Source organism: Pseudoalteromonas luteoviolacea, assembly GCF_021654285.1.
Taxonomy (GTDB): domain Bacteria; phylum Pseudomonadota; class Gammaproteobacteria; order Enterobacterales; family Alteromonadaceae; genus Pseudoalteromonas; species Pseudoalteromonas luteoviolacea_J.
In genome coordinates this window covers 22,936-34,433 of the sequence record NZ_JAKFZS010000011.1, presented here as the reverse complement: position 1 = coordinate 34,433, position 11,498 = coordinate 22,936, and the positions used below count along the sequence as shown (strand labels likewise).

The 11,498-nt window shown below is 40.4% G+C and carries 11 protein-coding genes and 1 tRNA gene; 6 read left to right on the top strand and 6 right to left on the bottom strand.

All coding sequences use genetic code 11. The features are described from left to right. Positions 1-8: 8 nt before the first annotated feature. Positions 9-2,216: a CapA family protein gene (locus tag L1077_RS12100; protein WP_237137077.1), complete on the bottom strand. Its 2,208-nt coding sequence runs from the start codon at positions 2,214-2,216 to the stop codon at positions 9-11. A gap of 248 nt (positions 2,217-2,464) precedes the next feature. On the opposite strand from L1077_RS12100, the gene tyrR reads away from it, so the two are divergent. Then, positions 2,465-4,021, top strand: a complete 1,557-nt coding sequence (gene tyrR, locus L1077_RS12095; protein ID WP_063361768.1) for a transcriptional regulator TyrR — start codon at positions 2,465-2,467, stop codon at positions 4,019-4,021. A gap of 16 nt (positions 4,022-4,037) precedes the next feature. Here the strand turns inward: tyrR and L1077_RS12090 are convergent, their stop codons facing one another. Further along, positions 4,038-4,532, bottom strand: coding sequence for a hypothetical protein (locus L1077_RS12090; protein WP_063361767.1), 495 nt, complete (start codon positions 4,530-4,532; stop codon positions 4,038-4,040). A gap of 165 nt (positions 4,533-4,697) precedes the next feature. Between L1077_RS12090 and L1077_RS12085 the strand changes: the two genes are divergently transcribed. Continuing rightward, complete coding sequence (locus L1077_RS12085; protein ID WP_237137076.1) at positions 4,698-5,237, top strand: thioesterase family protein; 540 nt, start codon at positions 4,698-4,700, stop codon at positions 5,235-5,237. Between the two features lie 31 nt (positions 5,238-5,268). On the opposite strand, the gene L1077_RS12080 is transcribed toward L1077_RS12085, so the two are convergent. Next, complete coding sequence (locus L1077_RS12080; protein WP_440589545.1) at positions 5,269-5,919, bottom strand: OmpW/AlkL family protein; 651 nt, start codon at positions 5,917-5,919, stop codon at positions 5,269-5,271. Positions 5,920-6,219: 300 nt separating this feature from the next. Here L1077_RS12080 and dapE point away from each other — a divergent pair, with 300 nt between their 5' ends. From dapE to L1077_RS12065, 3 genes are all read left to right on the top strand, one after another. Then, positions 6,220-7,389, top strand: a complete 1,170-nt coding sequence (gene dapE, locus L1077_RS12075) for a succinyl-diaminopimelate desuccinylase (protein ID WP_237137074.1) — start codon at positions 6,220-6,222, stop codon at positions 7,387-7,389. Between the two features lie 459 nt (positions 7,390-7,848). Next, entirely contained in the window at positions 7,849-8,670 is an 822-nt protein-coding gene (locus L1077_RS12070; protein ID WP_237137073.1) for a MipA/OmpV family protein, read from the top strand. After that, complete coding sequence (locus L1077_RS12065; protein ID WP_237137072.1) at positions 8,660-9,052, top strand: DUF3019 domain-containing protein; 393 nt, start codon at positions 8,660-8,662, stop codon at positions 9,050-9,052. The genes L1077_RS12070 and L1077_RS12065 overlap by 11 nt, the downstream gene beginning before the upstream one ends. 44 nt (positions 9,053-9,096) lie before the next feature. Here the strand turns inward: L1077_RS12065 and L1077_RS12060 are convergent, their stop codons facing one another. From L1077_RS12060 to L1077_RS12050, 3 genes are all read right to left on the bottom strand, one after another. Beyond that, a complete protein-coding gene (locus L1077_RS12060) occupies positions 9,097-9,603 on the bottom strand; it encodes a hypothetical protein (RefSeq protein WP_237137071.1) in 507 nt (168 codons plus the stop codon). A 66-nt stretch (positions 9,604-9,669) separates the two neighbouring features. Next, complete coding sequence (locus L1077_RS12055) at positions 9,670-10,143, bottom strand: globin (RefSeq protein ID WP_237137070.1); 474 nt, start codon at positions 10,141-10,143, stop codon at positions 9,670-9,672. A 243-nt stretch (positions 10,144-10,386) separates the two neighbouring features. Beyond that, on the bottom strand, positions 10,387-11,172 hold the full coding sequence (locus tag L1077_RS12050) for a delta-class carbonic anhydrase (protein ID WP_237137069.1): 786 nt from the start codon (positions 11,170-11,172) through the stop codon (positions 10,387-10,389). A 204-nt stretch (positions 11,173-11,376) separates the two neighbouring features. Between L1077_RS12050 and L1077_RS12045 the strand changes: the two genes are divergently transcribed. Then, positions 11,377-11,453 (top strand) — tRNA-Met (locus L1077_RS12045). Positions 11,454-11,498: the final 45 nt, after the last annotated feature.

Below are 11,498 nucleotides of genomic sequence, written 5' to 3'. Positions count from 1 at the left end.
TAGGCTACCTAGTTAAATGCCGAAAACTCAAAAGATAAGGTAACGTCCTGTTGTGTTGTGACACGTAAAAAATCCAACCCGTGAATGACATTACTTTGCCAAACGTTATCGGACAACGAGATATCTTTTTGCCATGATATAAGGGCTAAGTCATCTAAGATGAGCGTTGCTTCGCCATCATCTGGCGGTGAATGTGCAAAGGTTAATTTAACTGCACGAGCCGGTAGTTGTTCAGGGCCAAGCGTATTTGTATCGTCAGGTAGTGAAAAGCTATATTCAAACTTGCGCCAATTATATTCCCCAGGCTCAGCAAGGCGAATGGTTTGCTCTGAGAAGAGCAGGTTGTCTTCCGATGTGGTGATGGAGAGTTCAACATCCAGTGCACCTGCGTTCACTCCTTTATTGTATCCATAGAGGCTCATGTCATGATATGCCAGCAATGTAGATTCATTGGGGGTAATTGGCATAGTGCGAATTGTATGTTTAAAGGGCATACGTAAAGGCCTATTGTCGAACTGGGTACGAACTAGGCACATGGCTTGTTTGCCACTACGCGCGCCTGTTAAGCACGGGGTGATATTTTCGCTGTCATTTTCCCAACGAGAAACCTCCCCAAATGTGTCATCGTTATCCCAATCTTCAAAGTCACCAAATAACATCAAGTCTCTACCCAATTTTAGTACTGCAGAACCGCTGGATGATACCTTAGTCAAAAAGGCATTACTCGGTACAAACTCTCTTAAATCAATAATATGCTGACCTGCACTGAGTGAGATCTGGGCGGTTTCTACAAGATCTGGCGTACGGCTATTATAAAAATCAATTTCCGCATAACCGGTGCGAGGAATGACTGACACACCGCCTTGAGAGAACTCACCAAGTCGTCTCATAAGGTAGTCACTTAAAAAGCCAGTGACTAATTTGGGCTGATAGTCTTCAAGGTAAATAGGGTAAGCCCGAGCGCGTGTGGTTTTAGGGGTTGCATTTGGCTGAACCTCCAATGTCACAGCGACGCCGAGCAAGGTTTCTATACGGTTTTGTTCAAATACAAAGTTACCTAATCCGAGTAACACGGGGGTTTCGTTTTGCAGGCTGAAACCTTGTGCAACGTGAGGGTGGTGCGCAATCAGTAAATCAGGTTTTAGCTCACTGAGTAAATTAAATCGATTACTAATATAACGCGTGGGTGCATATGAGTATTCATCGCCGCCATGTAGCTGTGCTACGGCATAATCACTTTGTGCGATTGCTTGCTCTACAGCCGAAGTAGCTTGCTGGCTTTGGGTGAGATCTGCTGCACCGCCTTTTTGCTCCTCTGCAATATAATTAATGGGGTTGTCATCACCAGTAATGGATGTTGCAGAAACGAGCCCAAGTGAAAACCCATTTACCGAGGTAATTAAGGGGGCATAAGCTTCTGTGTTGTTGTTGCCTACGCCACTGTACAGTAAGCCAGCCTCTGATACATATTTGATGGTATCTGCTAAGCCAGGCTGCAAATAATCATAAACGTGATTGTTACCTAAAGCGACATAATCGACGCCGATTTCTGTGAGCCCTTGTAATGTTTCAGGCAAGGAGAAAAAAGCAAACTCTTTGGTTGGGTGCACACTGGTGGGAGTATCTAGAATAGGGGTTTCAAGATTAACTGATGAAAAGTCTGCATGTTCAACCAAGGGCTTAATATACTGCGTGATCTCAATGGCATTTTGAGCCGCCGAGCTGGCACGAATGAGTGCGCCTTCAACATCTGGAACCGAATTGCCCATAGTGGTTAAACTTGGGTCCATATAGCGTCTACCAAACATGGTATCACCAGCAAAAAATAAGGTGATTGCTCCCTCGGGCTTGGCGACTAAGCGCAAATTGAGCTGTGTGTTGGTACTTGATACCTGTACTGTGGTGAGTAAAGGCTCGAACCCTTCTTTGAAAACCGAAATACTGTAATTACCGGGTTTTAAAGTGGGTATAGCAATAACACCGCTGCTATTGGTTTGATAGGTGTTGCCAGCAATAATGACTGTCGCGTCGGTGATATTATTATTTGACGTATCTGCAATGTTGATCTGCCATTGCAGCGATTCGTTTTGTTGTTTGTCTTGCTCGGTTTGTTCAGCTTGCTGAGATTCGGTTGGCCCCGTCTCATAAGGGTCTTCAACGGAGCAAGCGCTAAGAAAAATGGATGTTAGAACTACAGCTAGTTTTTTTGCTTTCATTGGCTCTCTCACCATTTATATTAACATTATTTAGTTATTTAGTTATTTAGTATTATAAAGTGTGTACTGAACGACTTGCAATCATTTATTCTGAATTAAACACCTTAAATATCATGTGTTTATTATAGGTCATTATTATTAATTTTGACTTAGAAAATATCTGTCCAAAAATGTTTACAATTTGCTAGGCTGAAGACTATTCTTAGAGTATGATCCGGCCAGAGGTAAAAAACCGTTTTGAGGAACAGATGCGTTTAGAGATTCATTGCGCCGACCGTATTGGTATTGCACAAGAAATACTCAATATATTGGTTAACTATCGAGTTGATTTAAAGGGGATTGAAGTTGACTCGGTAAATTGCCGTATGTATGTGAGCTTTCCCCCCATTGAGTTTGAACAGTTTCAGAAAATCATGCCTGAAATTCGATTAATTGATGGTGTTGAAGATGTTCGCACTACGGCGTTTTTGCCTTCTGAGCGTGAGCATAATGAACTCAATACGTTATTAAGTGCATTGCCTGATGGGGTCATTTCTATTGATGCAAAAGGTGGCGTGAGGCATTGTAATGATGCTGCATGTAGAGACTTAAACTTATCACTTGATGAAGTGATTGGCACCAGTATCAACTTGCTATTGAAAGGCTTTAACTTTACGCGCTGGTTAGAAGGCAGTGAGGTGTTGGGACAGACAACACGTGTTGAAGTTGCTGGAGAAGACTTTATTGCAGACATATTGCCTATTTCTGTACCTCAGGCTACTGAGGGAGATGTTTTGGCAGGTGCGGTCATCAATATTAAGTCTCAGAGCCGTTTAGGCCAGCAAGTAAGCGCGTTTAGACGTTATGGACAAGAAAGCTTTGCAACCATACATAACCAAAGCACAGCGATGCGACGTGTGGTGCGTGAAGCGCGCAAGATGGCTCAGCTAGAGGCGCCTATCTTAATTACTGGTGAGACGGGAACTGGAAAAGAGCTATTAGCAAGAGCATGTCACTATGCATCAAACCGCTCGTTAAAACCTTTTATTGCTTTGTCTTGTGCTTCACTGCCTGATGATGTTGCTGAGTCTGAACTGTTCGGCTACGCAAGCTTTGATGAGCAAGTACCGTCAAAACGTGGTGTTTTAGAACAAGCGGATGGTGGCACCGTGTTTCTTGATGAAGTCGGTGAAATGTCTGAACAGTTACAGACAAAGTTACTGCGTTTTTTACAAGATGGCACCTTTAGAAAGGTGGGCGACGAAAACGAAGTTAAAGTTAACGTTCGCATAATAGCCGCGACTCAAAAAGACTTGCCTGCCATGGTACAAGAAGGCGGATTTAGAGAAGACCTCTACTACCGCATTAATGTTTTAACCTTAGAAATAGCACCACTGAGAGATCGCAAAGCGGATGTTAAGCCATTGGCAGAGCATTTTATTCAAAAATATGCACAGCAAAATGGTCAAGCAGTTCCTTCTTTACACCCTGAGTGCCTTGAGTTTTTAGAGCAATACCCGTGGCCTGGTAACGTACGCCAGCTGGAAAATGCTATCTATCGCGCAGTGTCCTTATTAGATGATAAAGAGCTACGTATTGAAAATATGCAATTGCCAACCTTTACACATGACTTAGGTTATTTGGAATCGGACTTTGAAGGCACGCTTGAGCAAGCCGTTAAACGTTTTGAAGCAACGTTATTAAGAAAGCTTTATCCTGCTTATCCAAGCTCAAGACAGTTAGCGAAGCGCTTGGGTCTGAGCCATACTGCGGTAGCAAACAAGTTACGCGAATATGGCATCAATAGAAAAACTGTAAAGGTATAATGTGTTTTCTGGGCGCCTACTTCTTGGTGCCCATACTTCTGGTGACGCCTTCTAAGCGAACATGTTTGACGCCAGAATCATCAAAATGCACGTCAATACTAACGTTATTTCTACTTAAAAAGTAATCGACATTATTGAGTGTAAGCACATAATTCCCTTTAACTGGGGTTTTAAACTCTTTCTTTGCCAACTCTAGTTTGTTTTTACCAATTTGCCATTGAAAGGCTTCAATATAGCCGGCATTAAATTCTTGGATCCAAACTCGAGAATCGTCTTTACTTAGGGTCAAAGCAATAGAGTAAGACTCAGGAAGTTGAGACATTGAATAGGCTTTTTTGCCAATGCGGAATTTTTTGTCTGATGCTTGCCAGCCAAAACCAAAGTCAAAATCTTTTGTGATGCCAGTTGGGTAAGTAACAACCCCTTTCCCGGACAAGTCAAAGTTAGCAAGTACATGATCACTGAAACTCAGCGCTGTGATGAATAAGCCAAGTTTGAATATATTATTCATAAATAAACACTTATCTTGAAGATAAAGAAAACTTAATTCAGTTTATAACATAAAGCAAGTTGCTCAAAATTTAACAAGTCATTAAATATATAACTGAACACGCTTGTTGCAATTAAAGGCTATGATACACTGGCAAGACAAATTACTGGTTAGACCAATTGGAACATGAATTTATATTTTCGCTTATTGCTTCTGTTTTGGAAAATTAAACAAAATAAAACTTATGAAGGGATGTTGGACCCAACAAGTATTGACTTTAGAGCCTTACCAACGGACTGTGATATTAATTTACACCTAACAAATTCACGTTATTTGGCAATGATGGACATTGCTAGAACTTGGATGACCGAGCGATTAGGCTTGCTCAATAAAATCCTCAAGAGAAAATGGTTTCCTATCGTAAATGCCACAGCGATCACTTATATTCGCGACATTAAACCTATGCAAAAGTTTTCAGTGACGACACGCGTGGTAGGTTGGGATCATAAGTACTTTTATATAGAGCAAAAGTTTCATTCTGAAAGAGGTTTACATGCTATTGCCTACGTCAGAGGGGTATTTAAAAGTCGAAAAGGTATCGTTGCGGTTGAAGATTTATTGGAGCTTGCAGAGTTTAAAGGAACTCAGCCTGAGCTACCCAACGAAATTGTGCATTGGAAAGCAATGTTGGAACAGAAAAAAGCGAACAATAAAAAGGCCACATAAGTGGCCAAGATTGAGAAATCTATTTTAAGTATTAGAACTTGTATTTAGCGCCAATCATCGCTACAAATGGGTCAATTTCAACATCAGATGTCAGCGCTTGGCTGCCATTTGCATAAACGGTTGCATCTGTGTCGATATCCATTTTCGACACCATTACGTGCAAGCCCCATTTGTCATTGATTTCGTAATTCAAACCTAGTTGTAATGCCAATCCAAATGAGCTGTCTAGTTCGACTTTTACATCATCTGTACCTAACGTCTGCTTTAATGCTGCACTCGGTTCCTCATCAAAGAAGACTGTATAATTTAAACCTGCACCAATGAATGGTCGTAACTTTGCACTCTTATCAAAAAAGTGGTACTGAGCTAAAAGTGTCGGGGGCAAGTGCTTAATCTTAGCGATGTCATTTCCTGCTAAGCCACCTTCGCCTTGCACTGTGTGAGAAAATGGCGTTGCTGCGACTAATTCAAATACGATGTTATCGTTATAGTGATAGTCGAAAGTGATACCTAATTGTGTGTCAGAATCAGCTGATAGCCCCAGAGCTCTATTTTCATTGATCGCTGATGCTGAGTCGATAGGGTTTACATGAATCGCACCGATGTTAACGCTAAATTGTGCATGAGCGAGTGGCGCTGTTACCAATAAAGTTGAAATTAAAGCAGCTGTTAGTTTATTCATTTTCATCTCCTGAACCTATACCAGTTGGTTCTCTTTAATGGCTCTATAGTAAAGGCTCCGGTAATTAAAAAGCTGTTCTAGATCAAATTTGACTTTCCATCTTTCAGAAATATCTGAAAGTTTGATTTGGAATAAGTTTTGATATCGTTTTGTGTTGAAAGTTTGCTGTATTTTGCTGCTGTGTAATCTAAGACTCACTTTGGGGGTTAGATATTTAGTAATAAATGTGCAATTTATTCGACATGAATTGGACACTTTTGGCTCGTTTAATGAAGAAAATCGTTTTTTTGGTGATAAAGCATGCCTCTGCCTTTCCAAACTCGTATTCAAACTATTCCTTCAGTTGTAGAGAGCTTACAGCATTTGATTAGAGCCCGTTCCATTACGCCTGATGATGCAGGGACCATGGCATTTTTGCAAAAGCAATTACAGAGATGTGATTTTGAGGTCGATCTGATTGAATCTAACGGGGTAAAAAATTTAATTGCCCGTAAGCATTTCGGCAATGGTCCCGTTTTTGCGTATTCTGGACATGTGGATGTTGTTCCTGCTACACCTGAAGACTGGCTTGTTGACCCATTTTCGGGTGAGATTGTAGATGATATCATTTACGGCCGAGGCGCTGCAGATATGAAGGGCTCAGTGGCCGCCATGCTCAATGCAAGCATTGACTTTTGTCAATCAAACACCAAGAAAAGAGGCTCATTTTATTGGTTGATCACATCAGATGAAGAAGGAGAGGCAACTGATGGTTCTGCTCTTATTGCTGAGTATTTAAAGAAAAAAGGGGTGGTATTGGATGCTTGTCTGGTTGGTGAACCAACGTCGCATAAACTAGTCGGGGACATCATAAAAAATGGTCGAAGAGGCGCAATTTCCGGCCGATTTATTATAAATGGCAAAGCAGGTCATGTTGCGTACCCTGAATTTGCAGTCAATGCAGCACATATCGCAGGTGACCTAGTTACTCAATTATCTCGCTTAAACTGGTCTTTGGATAAACCCGGCTCTAAAACGACGCTGCAGGTAACAGGGATAACGGTGCCTAATATCGTTGATAATTTGGTCCCCGCAGAATGCGAGGTGACATTTAATGTGCGATATAGTCACAGCTATAAAAGTGGTGATATTTGCCAGAGGCTGACTGCGCTTGTTGAGTGTTTTGATGCTGATATTGATATTTCTTGGGAGCGCCCTTGTGAGTCATTCTATACTGGAAAAAAACAAAGTAATTGCTTTTTATCTTTAATAGAAAACGTAATTGCTGAAGAGCTTGGGCAATTCCCTGCACTGAGCACAGCTGGTGGTACATCAGATGGCCGCTTTTTTGCTAATGAGCATACACAAGTAGTGGAATGTGGCGTAAAAAATGATTCAATACATCAAGTGAATGAACACGTATCTATCGCGGATTTACGCTCAATTGAGCAGATATACAAGCGGATTCTATATGCTTATTTAAGTGAGTAATTGCAAAATTTTTTATTAATATATTGAATATAGTGATTTTTATGTTGTTCTCTCCAAGGCGTGGTAACAACAATTAGCGTCACTGTGCATCGTAGCTCTTTTTTTGTGAGAAAAGAGTTGTGCTAAAAATGTAAGAAGCGTGGGTTTCTTATCGTGTTACAGGCATTATTGACTTGAGTAATTATCATCGCTAATTCTTAGGTAAATTATTTCGACTTATTATATCCTTCTTATCGGATCAGTACGCTGTGGCAATGTTTCATATAGGAGTTTAATTTTGCATTATATTGTTTTTCTCCGTGTTGACATGTCGTTGGGGAAAGTCCTTATACAGTCAGTAACGTATTTTTGTATAAAAGCTTGGTGTAATTGATTTTAATGTTTACTTGTTGTATGAGAAATGCTCAGGTATGATCTGGAATTGAATTCGGCACAAACGCGCAATAAAGATAATAAGTAATGAAAAAAATAACGTCAGTGCTGCTTGCGATGTGTATGACTATTGCAAGTAAAGCACATGCTGAGCCTTGGTACGATGAAGATGAGTTTGAATGGCAGCTAAGTGTAGGTGCTTTTTATGTCAATACTAAACTACCAAAGCTAATTGGCGCCAAAAATGAATTTTCTTCCCTTTCCCCCTTGGTAGATGCCAAAATCCAATACAAACAATTCTATCTGAATACGCATTCAGGAGATTTTTTTGGTGGTTCTGATTTAGGCTATCAGTTGATCCAAGAGGAAAACTGGGGGTTAGATGCGATTTTTGGCAATTATCAAATCCCATTCTCTGATACAGGTTATTATTCGAACGAGGATGATAAAGTAGAAAAGTTAAAAACGATTAATCGTCGTAAAGTCGACCAATCTATAGGCCTTGCTTATTATCGAAATGTTGGAGAATTTTTAGCCGTTGCTGAATTAGTCTATGATGTGTTTGGTGACTCAAATGGCTGGGTTTTTCATATCGAAGCGACGCGTAACTTTGAGTTACGTAATTGGGATCTTTGGTTGAACTTTGGCGCTAACTATTACTCTCAAAATTTTAATAATTACTTTTATGGTGTATCGCCTTCTGAAGTAAATGATTATTTGTATGGCTTTACTGCTGGGGATGGCGCGACAGCATTTGTTCAAACTCAAGTTAATTATCCTATTGCACAAGATTGGGTATATAGTGCAGGGGCTTCAATTTTGGTTGGGTCAGGTGGTGTGAAAAGTAGCCCACTGATTGATTCAAACTATGCTCGAGTATTTTTTACTGGAGTGAAGTATGTATTTTAGATTTACTTGGGTAATTATGGTTTTGGTTATTACATTGGCACCAGAGTCAATGGCTAACGAAACGCGTAAAGGGATATTAAATGCATCACCTACAAAATGTGTTGCGCTGAACCAAGGACGTACTTGCTATGCTGATGTTGTGTTTGATATATCAGCACCGATAGCAGGGGACTATTGCCTTAGAGAAAGTGAATCTAAACGCATTTTGCAGTGTTGGGCTAATACTGACAACTTCACATATACACTGAACTTCGGCTCTGTAGAGAGCGTAAGTTATGAGTTGATTGCTAAAACGCATAGTGATGTTTTAGCAGTGACCACAATTGAAGTCAATTGGGTACATAAGGTGCGTACTAAGAAAAGACGCTGGCGTCTCTTCTAGCCTGATAAGCAGTGGTCATGCGTTATGCATGTCCACTGCCGTACTTAATTACACTGCTCTATTAATCCACGTAAGTGTGTGCCGATATCTTCTGTTTTTGTTTGACCTTGCTCAAGGATTGTTGCGAACTGTGTTTGTAGCTCAGCCAAGTCATACGTCTCTAATAAAGTTCTTAAATAAGTAACTGTCTCAGCACCTGCTTTAAGTAATTCGGGGATGCTCTCCAAACTGATCTCTTGTTCTGTCAAACTGGCAATTGAATTTGCTAATTCCGCGACGCTTGCGCCATCTTGCAGAGCACCTTCTACTTCAACCAATGCACCCATAGGGTCGCCATCAAGTTTGCTTGCAACACAACTGGCCATAGTACCAGCTTGTGCACTTTGTGCCATAGCTTCAAGTCCTTGCTCACGGATTTGTTCAATAACCGCTTGAAGTTCATGGTTCTCCGACAAATATTGCGCTTCTATTTGAGCTTTAGAGTTTTCAAATACATCACATCCAGTGGTAAAAAATACACTCAATCCCATTAAAACAGCGATACGTTTCATAAACTCACCTAATTAACCTAAATTAGGTCCAGTTTACTCATTAGTGCTATGGTTGTCATTATAACTTCAGGAATGGCCGATTTGCTTTTGTTGTCTAATTTGATCTAAGTAAACAATATTTGACATGCCAAACAGCTCCGCTTTAAGAACATTTGCAACGATATGTAAAGCGCGTTTCCAAGCATTTCTGACAGCGAGTGTGAATTGCTTACCAAGGTGTACTTTAAGGGTATCTAAAAAGCAGTTACACAAAACTCTGATATCACATGCGGATGGTCGCAGTGATTTTATAGTGGTGATATTATCTGTGATATATCGGCAAAGCTCTTTTTGATTTGCCATTCTGATCAAGCTTTGTTGGATAAAAGCTCGTAACTGATATTCGATTGTCAAAATTTGTGATTCGGCGTTGGGTATGGCCATCGACATAGGATGCATTTTTAGGCGATGGTTGAAACTGACACAAAAGCAGTGAAAGTTAGGTTTAATAGTCGCAAAAGACTGACTTAGCAGTTGATATTGATAGGGTGAAATACTCATAATCGCTCCAATTACGATTAGAGCGGATCCATGCTCAAGTTTTTAATCAAATCTGCTTTGCCATCACTCAACTGATACAACAAACAAAACAAATTAAACTTGGGTAATTACAATTCGTGCGCATTCAATTTTGTTTAAAAAGCACACTTTTCTTAAGTATAGCCATGAGACTTTTATGATTGCAAACTTATTTATCATTAATGCAGAAATGAGAATAGCCCACTTCTGCATAACAAACTAATTTTACTTAATTGGAGACAATAGCTTAGGATCTGTAACTAGCTGTCTAACACCATGTGCGTGATCTTCTTCAAAGGCGTTATCTTCACACCACTCGGCTAAACTGTTGATGTCAACTTTCGCGCAAGCTGGGCGGACGCTCCAAGTCACTTGTAGAGGAGAACATTGCTTGTCATTGTAACTTGGTCCAGTTGTCGAACCTAAAAACTCAACCGGCTTACCCGTTGTATTTGGAATATGTTTTGGTTGGTGATAGCCATTAACGATATTTCCGTCATAGCTTAAGTCATTAAAATCAAGCGCATTTTTATCATTTACGACCAAGAATACTTGCGTTTCTACACGTAGATCTGGGTTTGCACATTGCTCATTAAGGCATGATCCTAATCCTTTACCTGGTTTGACATCACATGAGCTATGTACCCAATGTACTTCGATAGTGTCACCGGGTTTGACATTTTTACATACTTTGCCTTTTGGCGCTTTTAGTTCAGCAGGTGTAAGGCTTGAAGTCGCATTACACTGATAACCGCCGTATTTTCCATCGCCCGCAAATACCGAAAAGTCTTTTGCTTTGTGCTCTGCATTTTTGTGAAAGTGGATATTACAAAGATTCATTTGTGATGAAGGAGGAGCGAGACTAAAGATGCGCTTATTTTCACCTGCTAGGTTATCAATATCGCGTGGAGTTTGTGGGCCAGCCTTCGCACATGAGTTTGCTGTTGCGACACCACTAAAAATTAATGTCGAGAGTGCAGCGATTGTTGCCTGAAATGACCTTTTATTCATTTTATTGTCTCCTAATTGTAAGAAATGTGAAGTATAAAGAAAACTAAAATAGGTACAAGCGCTGTATGTTAATGATTGTTAAAGGACTAATCGGTAATTGGACTGTATTAGAATGGCTAGCTAATTTATCTAGTTAGTGGTTGCGTATTAATGGAACAATCTCTATAATACACGCCAATTGAGCAGCTTATTGCTGCATGTGGACGCGGGATGGAGCAGCCTGGTAGCTCGTCGGGCTCATAACCCGAAGGTCGTCGGTTCAAATCCGGCTCCCGCAACCAATATTAAGAAGTTTCTATATTTCTTAAAGGTCGCGCATTCATGGT

What these genes read in the sequence shown, in the direction of transcription:
- L1077_RS12100 (WP_237137077.1), bottom strand. Translation starts at nt 2,216, where the DNA reads ATGAAAGCAAAAAAACTAGCTGTAGTTCTAACATCCATTTTTCTTAGC.
- tyrR (WP_063361768.1), top strand. Translation starts at nt 2,465, where the DNA reads ATGCGTTTAGAGATTCATTGCGCCGACCGTATTGGTATTGCACAAGAA.
- L1077_RS12090 (WP_063361767.1), bottom strand. Translation starts at nt 4,532, where the DNA reads ATGAATAATATATTCAAACTTGGCTTATTCATCACAGCGCTGAGTTTC.
- L1077_RS12085 (WP_237137076.1), top strand. Translation starts at nt 4,698, where the DNA reads ATGAATTTATATTTTCGCTTATTGCTTCTGTTTTGGAAAATTAAACAA.
- L1077_RS12080 (WP_440589545.1), bottom strand. Translation starts at nt 5,919, where the DNA reads ATGAATAAACTAACAGCTGCTTTAATTTCAACTTTATTGGTAACAGCG.
- dapE (WP_237137074.1), top strand. Translation starts at nt 6,220, where the DNA reads ATGCCTCTGCCTTTCCAAACTCGTATTCAAACTATTCCTTCAGTTGTA.
- L1077_RS12070 (WP_237137073.1), top strand. Translation starts at nt 7,849, where the DNA reads ATGAAAAAAATAACGTCAGTGCTGCTTGCGATGTGTATGACTATTGCA.
- L1077_RS12065 (WP_237137072.1), top strand. Translation starts at nt 8,660, where the DNA reads ATGTATTTTAGATTTACTTGGGTAATTATGGTTTTGGTTATTACATTG.
- L1077_RS12060 (WP_237137071.1), bottom strand. Translation starts at nt 9,603, where the DNA reads ATGAAACGTATCGCTGTTTTAATGGGATTGAGTGTATTTTTTACCACT.
- L1077_RS12055 (WP_237137070.1), bottom strand. Translation starts at nt 10,143, where the DNA reads ATGAGTATTTCACCCTATCAATATCAACTGCTAAGTCAGTCTTTTGCG.
- L1077_RS12050 (WP_237137069.1), bottom strand. Translation starts at nt 11,172, where the DNA reads ATGAATAAAAGGTCATTTCAGGCAACAATCGCTGCACTCTCGACATTA.